Annotated in this window: 16 protein-coding genes; 8 read left to right on the forward strand and 8 right to left on the reverse strand. The window is 38.8% G+C overall.

What is annotated here, in order from left to right; genetic code table 11:
- Positions 1-219: 219 nt before the first annotated feature.
- The 3 genes from pnuC to C0W29_RS07925 all read left to right on the forward strand — a co-directional run bounded on the left by pnuC (position 220) and on the right by C0W29_RS07925 (position 2,507).
- Positions 220-948, forward strand: a complete 729-nt coding sequence (gene pnuC, locus C0W29_RS07915; RefSeq protein ID WP_036790931.1) for a nicotinamide riboside transporter PnuC — start codon at positions 220-222, stop codon at positions 946-948.
- Positions 945-1,679, forward strand: coding sequence for a nucleoside phosphorylase (locus C0W29_RS07920; protein WP_045042506.1), 735 nt, complete (start codon positions 945-947; stop codon positions 1,677-1,679). Before pnuC ends, C0W29_RS07920 begins: the two co-directional genes overlap by 4 nt.
- 132 nt (positions 1,680-1,811) lie before the next feature.
- Positions 1,812-2,507: a Crp/Fnr family transcriptional regulator gene (locus C0W29_RS07925; protein WP_045042507.1), complete on the forward strand. Its 696-nt coding sequence runs from the start codon at positions 1,812-1,814 to the stop codon at positions 2,505-2,507.
- 111 nt (positions 2,508-2,618) lie between these two features.
- Here the strand turns inward: C0W29_RS07925 and C0W29_RS07930 are convergent, their stop codons facing one another.
- A complete protein-coding gene (locus C0W29_RS07930) occupies positions 2,619-3,215 on the reverse strand; it encodes a hypothetical protein (RefSeq protein ID WP_146145914.1) in 597 nt (198 codons plus the stop codon).
- Between the two features lie 670 nt (positions 3,216-3,885).
- Between C0W29_RS07930 and C0W29_RS07935 the strand changes: the two genes are divergently transcribed.
- Entirely contained in the window at positions 3,886-6,972 is a 3,087-nt protein-coding gene (locus C0W29_RS07935; RefSeq protein ID WP_107174040.1) for an Ig-like domain-containing protein, read from the forward strand.
- A gap of 138 nt (positions 6,973-7,110) precedes the next feature.
- On the opposite strand, the gene C0W29_RS07940 is transcribed toward C0W29_RS07935, so the two are convergent.
- Positions 7,111-9,216, reverse strand: a complete 2,106-nt coding sequence (locus tag C0W29_RS07940; protein WP_235869007.1) for a S9 family peptidase — start codon at positions 9,214-9,216, stop codon at positions 7,111-7,113.
- Positions 9,217-9,603: 387 nt separating this feature from the next.
- Here C0W29_RS07940 and C0W29_RS07945 point away from each other — a divergent pair, with 387 nt between their 5' ends.
- Complete coding sequence (locus C0W29_RS07945) at positions 9,604-10,122, forward strand: hypothetical protein (protein WP_146145253.1); 519 nt, start codon at positions 9,604-9,606, stop codon at positions 10,120-10,122.
- Positions 10,123-10,279: 157 nt separating this feature from the next.
- Positions 10,280-11,905, forward strand: coding sequence for a sulfatase (locus tag C0W29_RS07950; RefSeq protein ID WP_052671666.1), 1,626 nt, complete (start codon positions 10,280-10,282; stop codon positions 11,903-11,905).
- A gap of 78 nt (positions 11,906-11,983) precedes the next feature.
- Here the strand turns inward: C0W29_RS07950 and C0W29_RS07955 are convergent, their stop codons facing one another.
- Complete coding sequence (locus tag C0W29_RS07955; RefSeq protein ID WP_036792597.1) at positions 11,984-14,227, reverse strand: peptidase U32 family protein; 2,244 nt, start codon at positions 14,225-14,227, stop codon at positions 11,984-11,986.
- Between the two features lie 342 nt (positions 14,228-14,569).
- Here C0W29_RS07955 and C0W29_RS07960 point away from each other — a divergent pair, with 342 nt between their 5' ends.
- Together C0W29_RS07960 and C0W29_RS07965 are read left to right on the forward strand one after the other, a co-directional pair.
- Complete coding sequence (locus tag C0W29_RS07960) at positions 14,570-15,028, forward strand: YhfG family protein (protein ID WP_230850447.1); 459 nt, start codon at positions 14,570-14,572, stop codon at positions 15,026-15,028.
- Positions 15,018-15,620: a putative adenosine monophosphate-protein transferase Fic gene (locus C0W29_RS07965; RefSeq protein WP_045045228.1), complete on the forward strand. Its 603-nt coding sequence runs from the start codon at positions 15,018-15,020 to the stop codon at positions 15,618-15,620. Before C0W29_RS07960 ends, C0W29_RS07965 begins: the two co-directional genes overlap by 11 nt.
- Positions 15,621-15,767: 147 nt before the next feature.
- On the opposite strand, the gene C0W29_RS07970 is transcribed toward C0W29_RS07965, so the two are convergent.
- The 5 genes from C0W29_RS07970 to yfcC all read right to left on the reverse strand — a co-directional run bounded on the left by C0W29_RS07970 (position 15,768) and on the right by yfcC (position 20,458).
- On the reverse strand, positions 15,768-16,385 hold the full coding sequence (locus C0W29_RS07970; protein WP_045045229.1) for a TPM domain-containing protein: 618 nt from the start codon (positions 16,383-16,385) through the stop codon (positions 15,768-15,770).
- Positions 16,385-17,146 (reverse strand): TPM domain-containing protein, encoded by a 762-nt coding sequence (locus tag C0W29_RS07975; protein WP_045043062.1) that lies wholly within the window; start codon positions 17,144-17,146, stop codon positions 16,385-16,387. Before C0W29_RS07975 ends, C0W29_RS07970 begins: the two co-directional genes overlap by 1 nt.
- Positions 17,147-17,746: a LemA family protein gene (locus C0W29_RS07980; RefSeq protein ID WP_036792583.1), complete on the reverse strand. Its 600-nt coding sequence runs from the start codon at positions 17,744-17,746 to the stop codon at positions 17,147-17,149. It lies immediately after the preceding gene.
- Between the two features lie 251 nt (positions 17,747-17,997).
- On the reverse strand, positions 17,998-18,993 hold the full coding sequence (locus C0W29_RS07985) for a succinylglutamate desuccinylase/aspartoacylase family protein (protein WP_045045282.1): 996 nt from the start codon (positions 18,991-18,993) through the stop codon (positions 17,998-18,000).
- A 16-nt stretch (positions 18,994-19,009) separates the two neighbouring features.
- Positions 19,010-20,458 (reverse strand): putative basic amino acid antiporter YfcC, encoded by a 1,449-nt coding sequence (gene yfcC, locus C0W29_RS07990; RefSeq protein WP_235604171.1) that lies wholly within the window; start codon positions 20,456-20,458, stop codon positions 19,010-19,012.
- Positions 20,459-20,497: the final 39 nt, after the last annotated feature.

A 20,497-nucleotide genomic window follows, 5' to 3' on the forward strand; every position in this document is an offset into this window, starting at 1 on the left:
TATTATTATCTGCGTTAGCTTACTGAGCTAGCGTAGAACGGCTTTTCTTTGTCACAGTTTATTTACTGTTAAATGATTATGTCGTTGAATGAGAAAGTGACGAACTAATTTTTAAAAAGTTGATCATCCTCACTTGTGATGGGACAAATGTCCTCACTATAGATAAGTATGCCTTTTACAATTGATTCAAATTATTAATGAGAATAAAAGGAATAACCGATGGACTTTCTTTCTTGGTTCGATATCAATAACACTCTTGTTAACTTTTCAATTGGTGGTGGCTATGCCATGTCATGGATTGAAGCTATTGGTACTATTTTTGGTTTACTGTGTATTTGGTTTGCCAGTAAAGAAAAAACCATAAACTTCTTTTTTGGCCTTATTAATGTCACGTTATTCTGTATTATTTTCTTTCAAATTCAACTGTACGGATTATTGCTACTTCAAGTGTTTTTCTTTTGTGCCAATATTTATGGTTGGTTTGCATGGACGAAATCAAACACTAATGGTGACAGCTTAGAGATCCGTTGGTTAAGTAAACCAAAGTTAGCCATGACTGTTGCGCTAAGTGCAATTGCAATTAGTTTATTAACGCTTTATATCAACCCAGTATTTTTTGCGTTAGCTAATTTTGCTGTCGATGTATTGAATATTTTTGGTGCTAATTTAGCTGATCCTACATTACAGCCAGGCGCTTTCCCGTTTTGGGATGCAACTATGACGGTACTTTCTATTGTTGCTCAAATTCTAATGACACGTAAGTATGTAGAAAACTGGATTCTATGGGTTGTTATTAACATCATTAGTGTTGGTTTATATGCAGCCCAAGGTGTTTATGCTCTTTCTATTCAGTATGCGATTCTTCTCTTTGTTGCCGCGAATGGTGCGCGTTGCTGGATCGCAATTGCTAATAGAAATAAGCCACAAGTTAGGAAAGCTATCGCATGAATAAGCAACCTCACTTATTAATTAGTTACGGTCAAATTGCCACAGGTGTTTTAGTTTGTGGTGAGCCAGATAGAGTTAATCGAATAGCAGCACGTTTTTTAACTAATAGTGTATTAATTGCTGAAAATCGTGAATACCGCATCATTAATGGCGACTATCAAGGAAAACCAGTCACATTGTGCAGTACAGGGATGGGCGCTCCATCGATGATTATTGCTTTGGAGGAACTCAAACGATGTGGTGCTGAATATATTATTCGTGTTGGCTCAGCAGGAGCGCTGCAATCGAATATTGGCTTGGGTGAATTAATTGTTGCTGAAGGTGCGGTTCGCGATGAAGGAGGATCTAAAGCTTATCTTCCAAGTGAATTTCCTGCTATTGCTGATCACCAATTGGTTCATTTGATAAAAACGGACTTATCTCAACAGAACATTAATTACTATTGCGGTATTGTTCGCTCTCACGATAGTTTTTATACCGATGATGAAGATAGTATTTGTGAATATTGGCATAAAAAAGGGGTATTAGGTGCTGATATGGAGACTTCTGCTTTATTAACTGTTGGTCGTCTTCGTCAGTTAAGAACCGCAGCAATACTTAATAATGTTGTTCTTTATCAACAGAATGTGACCGAAGGAATCAGCGCCTATGTTAATGAAGCTGAAGATCTTATTCAAGGTGAACAGTTAGCGGCAAATGTTGCGCTGAATGCACTGACTCAAGTTATTTAATAGTGTGTAACATCGACTAAATAGCCCAATTGCTACTGATTGGGCTATTTTAATGCGTAATATAGATTTTTCTATTCAGTATAATGAAAACCCGTTATCTTACTATGAAATGAAATAACAGTGATATGAGTGATGCAATTAACACCATCTCCATCAACAAGGTTTAGCGATTATCTGACTCAACATTATCTTAGTTTTCGTCAAGCTCTTTACCGTTGTCAAATTGGTAGTAAACGCTACCAAATCGGCGATCCTATATTGCAACAAGGCCAAGCGATTACTCAGCTTGTTATTGTTCCTGTTGGTCGCGTATCAATGCATATTTGTGCAGTTAATGGTCGTCGTTTTCAGTTAGGGGAGATGGATTGTAATTATAATGTATTTGGTGAAATGGAATTCTTTACTAAGACGCAATGTCAGTGGTCAGTGGTTGTTGAAGAAGCGATAGAGATCGATATTCTTGATATAAAAAAAGTAGAAAAATTACTGTTAGAACACCCTGAATTTAGTCTGTTTTTTGCTTCTGCTTTGGCACTTGATTACCAAGACTCCCTTGATATATATACTTACCGTTTGCTGCATCCAATTACTTATAATATTGCCTTTGATTTACTCCAGCATGCTCGTAGCTCTCTGACTCTCGGAAGATTTAATAAAGTCGATAAAGAAGCTGAGCGTTTTGGTACATCCAGTCGAGTTTATCGTCGCGCCTTAAAAACATTGATTCAACAAGGGTTAGTTGAAAAAAAGGGCACGGAGCTTATTATTCTAGATCTTATTGGTTTACAAAAGTTTGTTGATCATTTTGAGGATTACGAGCTGTCATAACGGGTTTATTGGATTCATGGTCATTAATAAACAACATAATAGAAAATATTAATTACTTCTTTAATGTGTAAAAATGCCCCGTTAAATGGGGCGCATACTAATAAACAACGATTAATCCAATGTCATTATTTCAATTAATCCTGTTTTGCCAACACCTTCATGTCCGATAGTATACATAAGCACATCGGCACCTAGATGACCATTAGGATTATAAGTGAATGTTAATGGGCTAATTTGTTCAAAAAAACTAAGATTATTTCCAGAAGAGGTAATGTTAACTATCTCAAGTATTGATAACTTATGATCTAATGAGTCAGTTACAATACCTTCTAGATTTATTGTTATTGCTTGGTTTGATGTTGTTGATAAATAAGTTGTATCAGGTGTTTCAAGCGTACAATAGTCATGTTCAAGACTTGTTATCTCAACAAGTCCTGTTTTTCCAATGCCTTTATGCCCAACGGTATACATAAATACATCAACCCCGAGGAAGTTATTAGGGCGATAGGTAAACTCTAGCGGTTTACTTTGCTCAACGTAGCTAGAATTACTTTCAGTAGAACTTACTTTTACAACTTCAAGGATTGAAAGTTCATGGTTAAGTGAATCAGATACAATATCGGCTAAATTAATAGTGATAGAACGGTTAAATGAAGTTGTAGAATAAATGATATCAGGAGTATTAAGCATACAATAATTACTATGCATCTCTGAATCTATATTTTTTGCTATTGATGGACTGCTAATTAATAACAATAGCAAAAGAGAAATGTGTTTAAATCCTTTATAAAACATTATTAAATTCCCTATTTTAAATGATATGAAAGCAAAAAAATCCGTGAATTCTTTATTATCACTATTTGAAAAAAAATCGTATGCAATAGATTTTATTGTGTGGGGGAGATCATATATCGCCGTAATTCTTGTTGGGTTAGTTGTCGTGATTTAGCTAATTTGATCACCTTGATATATTGCTTTAATCAAATTCTCAATTGTCTCAAAATGTTCTTGCGACTAGGGCTTCCTGTTTTAGCGCGTTTTTTATTTGGCTCTGCGTTTCTATAAATCTTGTTAGAGTAATCTCACATTTATAAGTTATTTATCCTTTTTATATCTACTTTTTCTTTGAGCTGGCAATCATATTATCACTTTGATAACCAATGGAATGTTGTGACACTTAATTTGTTGTGTTAAATATGTTAAATCTGTTAATCATATTTAACTTGTTGAATATATTGGTAAGTAGAGACAGGTTGAACGGAATGCAACAACCAATAGCTAATGATGGCCAGATATTTGGTTTTTTTAAGCGCTTAAGCATGGAAGGAATTAGATCTTGAGAAGAATAAATAAAGTTACAGTAGCTATACTCAGCGTTATGTTGAGTAGCTCTCTATATGCCTCTGGCACTAGTCAGGTAGTTAATGTTATTCCTTTTGTTCCTGGAGAAACAGAAGTTCAGAATGGAGACATTGTTTCTTATAATAATGAATGCTTTATTGCGAAGAATAAACCGGGTATTTGGGAAACGCCAACGACTAATTCATGGTTTTGGGATGTAACTGAATGTCCTGGGGAGCCTGGACCTGAAGTTACCGAATTATCAATTCTTGCACCAACGGCTGGTCAGTTGCTAACAGTGAATCAAGCCGTTGTAATCGAAGCGCGTATTGATGGTAAATTGGCATCAAAAGTTGAGTTTTGGGTGAATAACACTAAACTTGCTCAAAAAGCCATTGACCAGAACACTACGCTTTACTCGCAAACATGGACACCTAGCGATGCAGGCAATGCCGCGATTAATGTGTTTGTGTTTGATAGCAATGATCAAAAAATTGAGCAGCAGTCAGTTTCTGTGACGGTAGAAGCAGAAGGGAATACGGATTTTACCGCGCCAGTAGTTAACTTTATAGCCCCTGTTAATGGTGCTACTGTTAATGAAACCGAGACAGTCTCTATTTCTGTTAATGCTTCTGATGTCGATAATGATTTAACCTCGGTAATTATTAAAGCCAATAATCAGCAAATTTGTACATTTGATGCGATAACCGGAGATGCATTTACGTGTGACTGGCAGCCAGCTCAAGCAGGTAGCGTAACATTGAATGCCATCGCCACCGATGCGCAAGCGCTTTCATCTACGACTCGTTTAAATATTACGGTTACAGCACAAACGGTTGAGCCACCACCAGTTACACCACCGGGTGGATTATGTGCTGACTTTAATATTTATCCAGACTGGACACGTGATGGTCATGCTGGTGGGGGTGACATTATGGTGCATAAAAACATTGCTTACTCTGCTGTTTACTGGACACAAAGTGTGCCTGGTAGTGACGCTTCATGGTCGCTTCATTTAAATTGTGACGGCACAGATCCTGGTACCGCGCCATTACTTTCGTTACCTAACCCAATGGATCCGGTTCGTTTAGAAGTGGCTGGCTGGCCAAATACGTTTGTAGTAGCAAGTCCATCAACAACAACACCTGAAACAGTCACTATTGCTACAAGCAACAGTGCTGACTTAGCAGATATTGATAAGTTAACGATAGCATTTGTTTCGGTTATTGAGCAGGCAAACCAAGCGGGTACGTCATCCATTATCATCAGTAGTGATGTACTTGATCAAGCGACGCGTGATAAAGGTCTAGCGTTAGGCGCAATTGAGGTGAAACAAGCATTAACCAATGCTGTTGATATCACCGGTAGTCAGATTGATATTACGGCTATTAATGCGCTCAGCAATGATGTCAAAGGATGGACGCAAGCACACAACTTGATCGTATCAACCGTTGCACCACAAGTAACCTTTGGTTGGACGTTAAGCATTGGTGAATTTGCATTTGATACCCATTCAGGCCGCCAATCGGTGTGGAACGCAGCCTCGAATTATACTGCAGGCTTCCTTGATACATTAGAACTTTATAAAGCAGGTTCTGCAACTAAAGCTGACTTTATTGCCTTTACAAAATCGAGTGCTACTGCGGCATTATCTGCTGATCAATGGCACAACGCGCTAGAGTATGTAAAACAAGTTACAGATTACGTGAAGACTCCTGCGATGTTGGCAAATATTCCAACAGCACAAGCGGCAAATTACTTTATGGGTAATACCACTCGTGAGCAACAAATTCGTAAAGCAGCGTACAGTAACGTATTTGCGATTTTGTTTGATGAGAATAATACGGATTTAACTGGTAAAATTGAAGCTTACCAAGGTGCGAAAGTGCCACTGTATTATGTCGGTACCGAGTTAGAAAAAGGCTCGTTAACACGCATTGATGCATTGAATCGTGAGTTAGCAAATGCTGCAACCGTGATGGATAATGAAGCTTTCCTTTACGAAACACCGCAATCACAGTGGGTTCCATCTACAGTGTATAAGTGGAATGACTTCCTTGATGGCCTTAATGCGATGCACAACATTGGTGTTGCTGGTAATAAGTTCTGGTTATTGAATGATGACGTGGATGATGCCACTAACATCATGTATGCCAAAGTCGCGATTGCTGCTTTCTTAGCGCAAAGTATGCAAGAGACTATTCGTTACAATGCGTGTGATGAGAACAATTGGTCGGAAGTGAAATACGGTGCGCCAACTGATTATCCAATGTCAGCGAGTTGTGGTCAGCTAGGTCAGAAATATGCAGATTACGGCTTTAACCCTGCTTCAGGCTTAGATTATGCTTACTCTTGTCCTCGTGATAACAAAATGGAAGTCAGTGCCCTAACACATGCGTCATGGTACGGTGCACCAGCACCAGTATTTGCAGCACCTGATGCCGTGTTAGAAGAGCGCGGTTTACTTGTTAACGGCAGCGTAGGTCGTTGGACGAATAGTGGCCATTGTAACGTTGTACCCGATAAAGTCGATACCTCTAAGCAAGTGTGGGAGCGTGACGAATGTAAAACGTATGTTGGTCAGAAAGCCGGTACGTTCCTTTGGGATGGTAGCAGCCAAGAAAGTGTTGAAGGTTGTGGTTGGTGGGGCCGTGGTGTTATTCAAACCACAGGCCGTCAAAACTTCGGTACCCTTAATCACTACTTAGGCCGTTCACATGTTGATCCTGCGACCATTGGTCAAACCATTGATGGCGTCACTGTTGAAGCACCACCGACGAATCCGTTATATGCTGATCTTGATTTCTGTTCAAACCCAGGTTTGATTTGTAGCTCTGAAGAGAACAAAGAAATTAAGTGGATAGCGGGCTTGTTCTACTGGGTAACATCAGTACAAGCTTATTCAAATGATGGTGGTCCATACGAAGGTTGGAACTACTATAACGAACTGAAAAGATATGTTGATAGTGGCCTGAAAGGCACTGAATTTATTGATGATGTTTCTGGTATTGTAAACCGTGGTTGTCCTGATTCAAGCTGTTCAACAGGCGCTGTTCATAACGTTAAAGAGCGTCAAGATAACTTTAAGTTAGTGTTAGAGAAACTTGGTCTTAATCCACAATAATGGGTAAAGAATAACGTTTATTTTACTAACATCAGCCATTGAAAATTGGCGCTAAATAACAAAGCCCCCTACTTTTTGAGGTAGGGGGCTTTTTTTGTAAGGCTTAAATATTATGACGCTAATTTACGTTGTAATAACTTATTTCTTTTCAGCTAATAGGTCGATAAAGAATGCATATTCCAATGCATCCTCATGTAAAGCTTTAAAGCGGCCTGATGCACCACCATGACCAGCTTCCATATCAACTTTAAACAATAAACGGTTATTATTGGTTTTAAATTCTCGTAGTTTAGCAACCCATTTCATTGGCTCGAAATATTGTACTTGTGAGTCATGTAAACCCGTTGTCACCAAGAGGTGAGGGTAATCATGTGCAGTAATATTATCGTACGGTGAATAACTTAACATATAGTCGTAGTATTCTTTGTGGTTTGGATTACCCCACTCATCATACTCATTGGTTGTCAGTGGAATCGATTCATCCAGCATGGTGGTAACAATATCCACAAATGGTACATGAGCCGCGACACCGCAGTAAAGCTCAGGAGCTTGGTTGATAATTGCTCCCATTAATAAACCGCCAGCAGATCCACCAACCGCAAAAATCTTATCTTTTGCGCCATAGCCTTGTTCGATTAGTGATTGCGTTACATCAATAAAATCATTAAAGGTGTTTTGCTTGGTGAGCTTTTTACCATCGTCATACCATGGGCGACCAAGCATTTCAGATCCACGAATATGTGCAATGGCATACACAAATCCACGATCTAACAAGCTTAAACGAGTTGATGAAAAGCTAGGATCAATGATTGCGCCGTATGAGCCATAACCATATTGATACAGTGGATTAGTGCCATCTTTTTTGAAGCAATCTTTGCGGTAAACAAGTGATACAGGTACTGATTTACCATCACGAGCTGGCACCATTATGCGCTCAGAACGGTAATTACTGGCATCAAAATCACCCAGAATTTGTGCTTGTTTTAATACGACATTACTGCCATCGCTAAGATTAAAATCATAGTGAGTGCCTGGCGTGGTCATGCTTGAGTAATACAAACGTAATTTGTCAGTATCAATCTCTTTATTACCATAGAGGTAAAGGGTGAACGCATCATCGTTGAAGTGTAATTGTTGCTGCTGTTGAGTATGCAGATCACGCACAGTAACGCGAGTTAAACCATTTTCACGCTGTTGATATACAAGATAATCATTAAAGATTTCATAATCTTCTAGCATTGCCCCTTCTTGTGCGGGGATAACATCTTGCCAGTGATCTTTATTGCCAATATCGGTGATGGCTACTTTCATTAAACGGAAGTTGACCGCTTTATAGTTGGTTAGAATATAGAACCAGTTATCAAGTTTTGAAATGCTGTATTCCAAACCAACTTCACGATCTAAAAACGAGATAGCTTGCGCATTAGCATCGTTAGCATCAATGAAAGAGACGGCACTAGTTTCGGTGCTTGAATGCCAGATATAGATGAGTGAGTTGTCTTTGCTTTTACCGATTGAAGTGTAAAAAGTTTGATCGGTTTCTTCAAATATTAACTGATCGTCAGCTTGTGGAGTCCCTAAGCGGTGACGATACACTTGGTAGCCAAGTAAGGTCTGAGGATCTTTGTGAATATAGTAAAACGCTTGGTTATCATTTTGCCATGCTACAGAACCACTAGTACCTGTTATTTCATCTGCAAGGTATTGACCTGTCGTAATATTCTTAATTTTAATCGTGTAGATACGACGGCTTACAGTGTCTTCACCATAGGCCAATAAATTTTCATCAACACTAATGCTTAGACTTGATACATCATAATAATCATGTTTGGCTGCGAGTTGATTTAGATCGAGTAATACCTGCTTATCTGTACCTGCAAAATCAGTAGCACGCACAGAAATAGGGTACTCATTATCACCAGATACTTCGCTAGAATAGTAGTAACTGCCTTGCTTTACCGGAACAGTATTATCATCTTTAACAATACGTCCTTTTAGTTCATCAAATAATGTTTGCTGTAGTGCGTTAGTGTGCGCCATCACTGCATCGGTGTAGCTATTTTCAGCATTAAGATGTGCAATGATCTCAGGATCCGTGCGGTTGTCATCTCTCATCCAATAGTAGTCATCAATACGCGTATCGTTATGGATGCTCATCTCATGGGGTACTTTTTTAGCAATAGGCGCAATAGCGACTTGATTGATAGTGTCATCATGAGGTGTAGCTGATGTTGTGTTGTTCACAGTGTTGTCCTTGTGTGGCTACTTGGCGAGATAAAACCGCTTAGTAAGACCATATAGATACAGCAATATTATTTGCTTTGTTTTGAGTAATCTTGGGGCTGATAACGTTTTTTTCAATCCTTTGTTTTACAAAACCGAATGGTTAACGGTAATGCGCGCGTGTATTGATAATTAACAGTAGAGATTAGAATTGTAATTGATGTTTTCATTATTAGTTTATCTATCTGAAGTGATTGGTTTTTATGTGTTTTATAAAATATATTGGTGTAATTATTCTTAGATGATAAGAATGAATAAAAACGGATAACTAAGTGTGATCTTCGTCGCAAAATTTCTGGGTTAATTATTTATGATTAAATGAATAGTAACTTAGCTGATTGTAATGAAATGAAAAAAAGAACGATTATTGCGATAAGCGTAGTTATTTTAGCTGGGCTGATTGGTGCTTGGAGTTTGTACCGAGTGATATACCCACACCATGTCATTAATGTTGATGGTAAGACATTGAATTTAGGGCAAGTATATTCTCAGCATTTATTGACTACTGTTGTTATAACGGCTGATGGTGAAACAATACTAACGGTTACGGCACCAATAAATACGGTGGTTAAGCAATTAACAACTAAGCTTAAAAGTGAAGTCGATGAGGTAAATCATAGCCTTCCTGTTGGTGCTAAAATGCGGTTAGCAACTGCTTATTTCAACGCTGATATTACTCTTCATTTTTCAACGATAGCGACTTATAGCGGCCAGCATTATGCTGCAATCTCAATGCCATTAGAGGCTGTAACAGTAACATATACTGCTAATGATCAACTTCAGTTTGATGACATTATTGAGTTAGCACAACGCTATCAGAATAAGACGCAACAGACATTTAATGATCATTACAATTTTATAAAGTAATAGAATGAAAGCAGGAATAACGGCCAGTAAACGCTATTACTTGAAATGATTACAATGAAATTTGTGATGGTAAGTTGATTCTAGAATTTTGTGATTGTTTGTTTTTCTAGCGTGTAGATACTTTCATTTACTTTTGATTTTAATTTAAAGAAATAACATGAAAGTAAGTAGACGTTCATTTATCCATTATGCAGCATCAATGTCAGTATCGGCTGCTGCATTCACTAGCACTGGGGTTATTGGTCAACCGATACCTTCGAAAAAAGATAATGTGCTGTTTATTGCCATTGATGATCTTAATGATTGGATTGGTGCTTTAGGCGCGCATCCGCAGGCAAAAACCCCTAATATTGATCGTTTGTTTCACCGGTCAACAGCGTTTACGAACGCCCATTGTCAAGTTCCCGTGTGCGGGCCTTCTCGTACTGCTTTATTGACAGGGATGAGCCCGACCACAACTGGGCTATATACTAATAAAGAGTTAGGTATCAAACCGTTTTCTCCTGTTGCTGAATCAGTTCTAGGCAGCTCTCCAGTCTTACCTCAACATTTTAAAAGTAATGGTTATTACACCATGGCATCAGGGAAAATTTCTCATCATGGTACCGCAGATTTTCGTCATGCTGAGCAGTGGCATGAGGAAGTGCCATTGTATGTTATTGGTTCTCGTGACGCGCATTTGTTTGCCAACGGTTATGGTTATGGTTCATATGGCAAAGATGATCATAAATATTATCCATTCCCCGTTGGTGGCGGACAAATTATTCAATCAGAACATTATGGTCCAGGCACACCAGGAATGTCTTTATGTAGCGGGGCATTAGAGCGACGTGATATTCCTAATGGTGGCGTAATGCCCGATGAATATTTTGCGGATTGGACTGTTGAGCGGTTAAAGAAAACTTACGATAAGCCGTTTTTTATGGCATGTGGTTTCATTCGACCGCATGTACCTTACACCGCTCCAAAAGAGTATTTTGATTTATTCCCACTTGATGAAGTGATATTGCCAGAGACGATAAGTAAAGAAATGGCAGATATCCCTTTATATGGTAAAGCGTTAGCATTGGGGATTATTCCTAATGGTGATGCGGCTGCGGTTGAAAAAACCAATATTCGTAAAGAGTTAGTTCAGGGATATTTAGCCTGTATTGCATTTGTTGATGCGCAAGTAGGTAAATTGCTCGATACTTTAGAAGCCAGTCCACATGCTAATAATACCACGGTTATCTTTTGGGGAGATCACGGCCAAAATTTTGGTGAGCATATGAATTACCGTAAGCAAACCTTGTGGGGTGAATCAACGCGAGTACCGTTATTAATCAGCGTAGCAGGACAGCGTCAAGGTCAAATTTGCCGTCAAGCGGTGAGTTTACTTGATGTCTATCCAACGTTAGTTGATATGTGTGGCTTACCAAAAGTAGCAACCAATGAGGGGATTTCATTAGTACCACTGCTTCGAAATCCAAATTTTGAACGTAAAATTCCAGTAGTCACTACTTATGGTTATCAATGCCATGCGATTCGTGATCAGCGTTACACCTATATTCGTTACCGTGATGGTGGTGAGGAGCTTTATGATCGCAGTGTTGATGCTGATGAACACCATAATTTAGCTGCTGATAACCAGTATCAGGCGATTAAAAATAAACTGGCGCAGTGGTTGCCAAAAAATGAAGTATTACCGTTTGGTATGAAAGACTTTGATAACGAGGGCGGTGATTTTATTACCAAGATCCTCGCCAAGTTTGAAAATAATGGTATTCCTGTGTACTTGCAATAATTCCAACGATTAAAAGGCAGCCAAATTAAATATCTGGCTGCCTAATATTATTCTGTATTTAAAGGATATCGCTAACGTTTATAAACCTTGAATATATTGGGCATTAGTTGAGATAGGCACTAAGTTATTCAGTGCAGCTTTCGCATCATCATTACCCGCAAGCAGTGCTTCAAAGTGTTTAATTAACACTACTTTGTCTTGTTCTTGTTTAGAACCTGCACCAATGTTGGTTAGATCAATAAAGAATTCGTCAAACAAATGAGTGAAATCATTTACCGCATCAAAGTTTAAGAACTGTTCGTGGTTGTAAATACTTGGGTAGCCGCCTTTTTGCTTATCAACGGCAAACGAAATCCCCTTTATATTGGTAATCGTTGTTGCTTTTTCACATTTCAACATACAGCCAGCTTCAATCGCAGGTTTCTTACAGCCAACCGTTTGTTGGAAGAAACATTGACGGCTGGTCATCATTAGAATGGGATGATAAATGCTGTAACAAAGCTTAAAGTTTTCTGGACGGGTAATATTTCTGATTTGACCACGATTGATCTCGTTAGAAATAAACGCACCTGCACAGTTTAACTCTTCTTGTAACGTCAGTAGGGCATGTGAGTTTGTCGTGTTTAAGAACGGCCCTGCGACCCACTCAATGCCCATTTCGTAAGCTTTATAGGCAATACCGGTATTGTTAGTCACAATCCGTTTAGGTTTAACTTGCTCAAGAATTTTGACTGATTCTAAATAATCTTTACCAATCAATACTGCTGGGAACCAAGGAATTAAGCGTGGGTTATCTTGAAATAACGTAATATGCTTAAGACAGTTCTTTTTCAAGCTTTCAGGAAGTTTGAAATAGATATCAGCATCGGTTACATCAGCAAGGTGCAAATCTTTTTCATTTGCAATCATCAACGATAGTTTAGGTGTTTGTTCTACTTTATCGTGCTTAGGTAACGCAGGTAAATCCACATGCTTAATCACTTCACGTGAACCGTTTAATAAGAACTCTGCTTGGTTTTTTAACTCCGTGAGTTCTTTAAACGGTACCGTTAAGTTGGCGTCAAAGTTGTCGAAGTTCATTGGTGCAAGATCAAACGTTGCATTATTGAAGCTACGGAAACGCTTTTCAATAGTCTCTGGTGTCATGGCTATTTCATCTGCAACACGCAATAGTGAATCACTTTTCACTTCAAGTGATACATTTCCGGCAGTAATGTTAAGCGTTAGTGGAGTATTTTCTTTGGCAGAAAAAGTTAACGTTAAAGCAATTTTATCAATGCTTAAGTCTTTAATCTTGTCTGCTAGTTCTGCACCGAGGGCATTTTTATCATTATAAAGGTCTTGCTTTACATCTTGAATCTGGACGACAGAGATCGCATTACTTTTTTCAACAGCATAATTCATACTGTTATCACGTGGGTTATCTGTAAACATCTTCTTGTTCAGATTACCCTGCAAAAATGAGTTAGTGAAGCTACGGTTAAATACTTTATGTAAATTACTATCGTCAGCTAATAACTGACCAGACTCTATAAAACTATTGATCTGTTTACGCCATGTATCCACTACCGTGTAAACATAGTGAGCGCCTTTAATACGGCCTTCTACTTTTAATGAATCTACCCCAGCGTCTACCAGTTCCGGTAAATCAAAATAAGCTGAGTTATCTTTTAAGTTAAGTGGAAAGCGATGGCCTTCAGCTGTCACTTCGTACTCGTCACGGCATGCCTGGCTACAGCGGCCACGGTTACCTGAGTTACCAACACTTACAGAGCTTGAGTAACACTGGCCAGAGAAGGCAATACATAGTGCGCCATGGACAAAGACTTCGGTTAATACATCATGGTCATGGGCGACGGTCGTTAATGCTTTAATCTCACCTAAGTTTAGCTCTCGAGATAAGTTAACTCGTGTTGCCCCGATTTTTTGTAAGAATAAAATCTGGCCTTCGTTGTGGGTTGTTAACTGAGTAGAAGCATGGATATGTAATGACGGGAAATACTTTTTAACAATATTGAAAATACCCAAGTCTTGTACGATGATGCCATCAATACCACTGTTAACCAGTTTATTAAGCAAGCGCACTAAGCTAACAATCTCGTGCTCTAATATCACGACATTAAGGGTTAAAAAGACTTCACAGTTGTGCTGGTGTGCAAGTCGTAATACGCCATTTAGCTCATCAAATGAAAGATTGGACGCACGGTTACGGGCATTGAACATATCTAAACCACAATAGACAGCATTTGCACCGGCAACAATTGCCGCTTTAATTGCTTCTACGTCACCACCCGGTGCCAATAATTCTATTTTTCTACTCATGCGAAATAACTCACTTAATGCTTTTTTTGTGATTTTTTGAGGGGGCATTCTACCTGTATATGCTAGTCAATACTACGAATTAGGGTTTAATTGATCTAGGTCAGTGAAAAAATATGGCATTGGTATTTCAAAATAAATGGCCGCTATAATATTGTACATAGCTAATTACAGTATCTTGGGTTGTCGATATTTTCTAATATTCAAACTTTCCATATCGACGGCAATTAGATTTTGGATACTGGTTTTCTCATTTCTGCAATGACGATTCAGCTTTCAATAATGGTAATTGCTAACATTGAATAGTAAGCTAATATTATTTCCGCATAAATGTGCGAGGTAAGAGTGAAGTACGAACTATTAGTTTTAGCTGCAATGACACGATTAGAGTCTCCAAATACTCAAGACATTGTTGCTGCAACAGGGATTTCTGAGAGAAAAGTACAATCAGTTGTTCACTCTTTGGTTGAAAACTTAGGGTTAAATATTCAAAGAGAGCGTCAAGGTCGAACTTTTCGTTTTACAATTAATGGATGGGGTGTTTTTGAATCGGGACAGATGATTCAATCTCAACTTAATAACATTGAACTGGTTATACCAAGTAGCACCAAGCTGGTTTCTTTCGAAGAAAAACATGCATATTTTGAACAAGTTAAGATGGATAACTTTAAAGAAAGTATGCGTTTAGAAGGGCATGATATAGCGAGTGATTTTGATTTATCACTTGATAGAGAGCAGCAACGTCAAATCTTGTTGAATAAATACTTAAATGTAAATTCCTTAGAGGCGGTCAATGGCGGATAAATACGGCACAACACAAGATCCTTATACTTATCCCAATAGTACGGTTCTTGTTAATAAGCTCAATATCACCAATGAAGATGTATTAGAAGCTGCTGAGCGTGATTTAACGACGTTAGCAGCAATGTATATCGAATTTCAATTGCCACCTTATGATTTTAAATACTTCTGCTTAATACACCATATTTTGTTTTCTGATTTATTTGACTGGGCAGGGGAGCTTAGAACAGTCGATATCTCAAAAGGAAATACCCGTTTTTGTAATGCCATTAGAATAGAAAAAGAAGCTAATAATTTGTTCTCGATGTTAGAGCAAGATAATTATTTAGTTGGTCTTGCATACGATGATTTTGTTACTAAATTAGCTGAGTATTATTGTGATATTAATGTTCTGCATCCATTTCGAGAGGGTAATGGTCGAGTTCAGCGTTTATTCTTTGAACATATTGCAATTAATTGTGGTTATAACATTAATTTTTCGGGGATCACGGCACAGCAATGGATAGATGCGAATATTCATGGTTATCATTGTAATTATGAACCAATGAAGGCTCTGTTTACTATTTGTGTAACGAAAGCTAAAAAGCCAATATGAGTCATAAACTAACGCATTAATGATATTTTGGTATGAGGTGCTAAAAGGACAGCAACAAGCAATGTTAGGTTGTGGGTTGAATAAATTGTTGAAACAACCCTCGGGGCTATTTCAACAATAATATTAACAACTAATTATTTTTATACGTTAATCGATGACGACTAAACAATTAGGTAATTCATTTTTATCTTCAGTATAAGGCAGAGCGTTAGTCAGTAATTTTCCAGACTGCTCTAGACACTGAATAAAGCCTTCAAATGTTCTTCCTGCTTTAACATCTTTGGTAAAGTCACGTACTAAGCTTTGCCATGCTTCATCGCTGATACAATCACTAATGCCGTAATCTGTTAGAATTTCAACATAATGTTCAGCTTCACAAACAAAGATCATCACGCCTAAATGTTGTTTCGTGCGATGAATACCATTGGCCAAAAATTGCTCGCGGGCAACAAGGCTTGCACGACGATATTTAACGGCTTTAGGTAATAAACGGTACTTAATTGCTGGAATACGGAATATTAACGTCAGAATAATAAAGGTCGATAGCTGCATCCATAAAATATCTGTTAGTTCAAGCCACAATGGGGTAATGGTTAATATAGCAGGAACAAAAAGTGCAATAATTGCCGCCCACAATGTCGGAACAAAGTAATAGTCATCAGCTTTGGTTGCTACAACGGTCATTAATTCAGCGTCAGTGGTTTTTTCCATATCACTGATGGTTTGGCTAATCGTTTGTAACTGTTCATTTGTAAATAATTTCATTACCATCCTCCTGATGCACCGCCGCCGCCAAAACCACCGCCGCCGCCACTAAAACCACCACCACTGTTACCACCGCTATTTCCTCCAAAACCGCCGCCAAAGCCACCAGAACTGCTGCGGTTTGAACCAAAGTCACCGCTAGTAAATACATCACCATCACGACCATAATAGGTTGAACGATTACGACGACGACGGCTAAAGGCGACGATTTGAATGATGACAACAAATAGAATAAACAAATATAAATCGTAAGGTGGTTTATCCTCGGTGACCACAGGTTTATATTCGCCATGGATCGCGGCAATAATCGCGGTTACACCATTATCAATGCCAGTAGAAAATTTACCGGCTTTGAACGCGGGTTTAATTTGATGGTTAATAATATTAATTGCAATTGCATCAGGTAACGCACCTTCTAAGCCATAACCGACTTCGATACGCATTTTTTTGTCATTTTTAGCAATAATTAACAGCACGCCATTGTCATGTTGTTTCTGACCAATCCCCCAAGCACGGCCTAATTGGTAGCCGTAATCGGCAATAGGAATACCATTGGTTGAGGGGATCGTCACCACCACGACTTGATTTGATGATGCTTTTTCTTCTGTGGTAAGGGTCTGTTCGAGTTGTTGTATTTGAGCTTGGTTGAGCATGTGGGCGTCGTCGACCACTCTCCCTGTCAATACAGGGAAAGTGATTGCAGCCAATGCATTTTGGCTGATTAGCAACAAAAGTCCACATACCAAAAGGACTTTTTTCATTTAGAACTCAACCTTAGGCGCGACATCAGCATTAGGCGTGGTTGCTGTGAAGTTCGGTTTGATTTTTAAATCGCTATACATTGCCCAATGCCATAAACGACCAGGGAAAGTACGAATTTCAGTATTAAAAGCTTTTACTGAATTAATGTAATCGCGACGAGCAACAGCAATGCGGTTTTCTGTACCTTCTAACTGGGCTTGGAGTGCAATAAATTGTTGATTAGCTTTCAGCTCTGGGTAGCGCTCAGACACAACCATTAATCGAGATAAAGCGCTGCTTAATTGACCTTGAGCTGCTTCAAATTTCTTAAAAGCTTCTGGATTATTCAATGTTTCTGGAGTGACTTGCATTGAAGATACTTTTGATCGTGCTTCTGTCACTGCGGTTAAGGTATCTTTTTCGTGAGCGGCATAGCCTTTAACTGTGGCAACTAAATTCGGAATTAAATCTGCACGGCGTTGATAGTTGTTCTGTACTTGTGCCCAATCGGCGTTAACTTGTTCATCAAGAGTGGGAATCGTATTAATGCCACAGCCAGTTAGTTGAGTTAGCAATAATGCTACAAACAAATATTTGATTGATTTTAGATACTTCACCATAAAATTCCTTTGTTATGCTTTTAAGTGATTATTATTAATCAAGTAAAGCATAAATTTCAGCATAGTTGCTAAATGATTATCTACAATGATGACTATTTTATGTAAAAGAGTGATTTTTTGAACGATATTTAAAATTGCAGAGGTGGGATGAATGGATTTAAATGCTTTAAGGGAATGATGGTTCTATAAAGAATAACCCATGCTAATGATTAACTTAGCATGGGTATTATAATGTTGTTAATTGTTAAATATTAATTATGAATGAGACGTACAACTAATGCGCCGGCTTCACGTAATGCATCGGTGTTGTGACTTAATACGATACCGGCTGAAGGGGCGGTATAGCATTTTATTTCGTTGCCAAATAGGTCATATTGAGTTGCGATAACATCACCTTCGTTAACGGAAGCTAGCATCTCAACATGGGCTAACGTTAATCCGCCAATATCAGCACGAATAGAAGTGACAGTGTTAGCTTCTATGGCACAAGCTTCAATGGTCATGGTTGCTAATTGCTGTTGATTAGTAATAATTTTCATTACTCCAGTGACAGCACGATCAATTAACTCTGGCTGAGTAATTTTACCGCTTCCAACTTCAACCGTAATGGCACTAACGCCATGAGCATTCCAAACGGTTTCTAATACGCCAAGATCGCCGGGATCATTTAAGATCGCATCTGGAGTCATTAACCTTGCCATTGCCAGTGCTGACTCTACTCGAAAATCAGCAAAAACATAAAGTGGATAACAAGTGCCAGTGGTTTGTGTATGTAGATCTACTGCGATATCTGCATTAGGTAATAATAGCTGCTGCCATAACTGCGCCAGATAGCGTTCAGCTGCATTACCTGTACTGTTACCGGGAAAATAGCGATTAAGATTAATGCTAGATAGATCTTGATCGGCACTGTGATAATCACGATGGTGATGGATGATTCCTGATAAATTAATCGCAGGGATAATCGTAATGCAGCCACAGACTTCAGTGTCTTTTAACTGACGTGCCAGTTGCTGCGCGGTTAAAATACCATTGAGCTCATCACCATGGATCCCTGCGGTGATCATTACTTTTTTGCCTGCTCGCTGACCTTTAAATACCCATACTGGTAAAAGTTGGTCTTGATTGAGTGCGTTAGTCGCAACCTTAAACCAAAATTGGTGTTGACCAATAGCAAGATCATCAACGTTCAATGCTGAAATAACCGCAATATTATTAACAATATCACCCGTAATTTGGGTCGTAATAGTGGTTGTCATATGATTAATTAAATCCTGCTAGGTGAGCACAAATAACAATCACGCTAGATGTTACAAACAATAGCAGCATAAAGCGCCAGCTAAAGCGGATCCAATCACCCCAATCAATACGGCAAACTCCTAAAGTACCCATTAATGATGCAGATGTTGGAACAACGATATTGGTAAAACCATCGCCTAATTGGAACGCAAGCACGGTGACTTGACGAGAAATACCGGCAATATCACCTAAAGGTGCCAGTAATGGCATCGTCAGTGCTGCTTGGCCTGAGCCTGAAGTGACAAAGAAATTAAAGATAGATTGGAATAGATACATGATCCATACCGCAGCAACATCTGGAATACCACTAATGGCACCGCCAGCACTGTTTAATATACTATTTAATACACTTGGCTCATCAGCAGAGCCATCACCCAGAATTAATAATACGCCTTTCGCACAACCAACAAGTAAGGCTGGGGCTAACATTACTCCAGCACCTTCTTTAAATGAGGTTGCTATATCATTCAAGGTCATATTGTTGAGCTTGAAAATAACACCAATAATACCGGCAACAAAACCCATCGTAAAAAATTGTGATGCTATTTCAGGAATATACCATGCGTGTACGACAACTCCCCAAACAACCCAACCTGTTGTGATAGCAACGGTTGCGATGACTAATGTATAGCCAAAATGCCATTCTGATTGCTGAATATCAGCTGTTTTTTCGCGTAAGAATTGATCAGTTTTAAAGCTATAAGACAGTTCAGGATTGCGTTTGATTTTTGCGGCATAACGCATGGTGAAAATAACACCCATTAAGGTGAAACCAACCCACATTGGTAGACGCAGTTCCATACCAGAAAGTACAGGAATACCGGCAATGCCTTGAGCGATAGCAACTGAAAAAGGGTTCATCCATGATGATGCAAAACCGACTTGGGTTGCGACATAAGTAACCATTACTGTGGTAATGCCGTCATAACCTAGACGGAGCATAAGGGGGGCAATGATGATCGCAAAAGCAATCGCTTCTTCACCCATACCAAAGACAGCACCACCCAATGAAAATAAGACAAATAAAGCTGGAATGAATAAAAAGTCATTGCCTTTTGTTTTATGGATTAGCGCTAAGATACCGGCATCAATGGCACCTGTACGCATGACGACACCAAATGCACCGCCGATAACGAGCATAAACATAATTACGCCGACAGCTGATCCCCATTTACTACCAGAAACCAGACCTTCGAACATAAAGTTCATTAAGCCAATGCCACCCCCAGCACTAAATAAACCGACAGTGTTGTAGATTTTGTCGCCATTAGTATCAATAGCATATTTAAAAGAGGCAGGGTCAATAACGGTACGTGTTTTTTCAACGCCATCAGCGATAAAGCTCACTGTTTGCTGAGAAAAACTGCCAGCAGGAATGAGATAGGTGAGTATGGTTGCTAATATACCCACCATGAAAATGATGATTAACGTGTCAGGTACTTGCCATGACTT

Origin of the sequence: Photobacterium kishitanii (genome assembly GCF_003026355.1) — a bacterium.
Lineage (GTDB): Bacteria > Pseudomonadota > Gammaproteobacteria > Enterobacterales > Vibrionaceae > Photobacterium > Photobacterium kishitanii.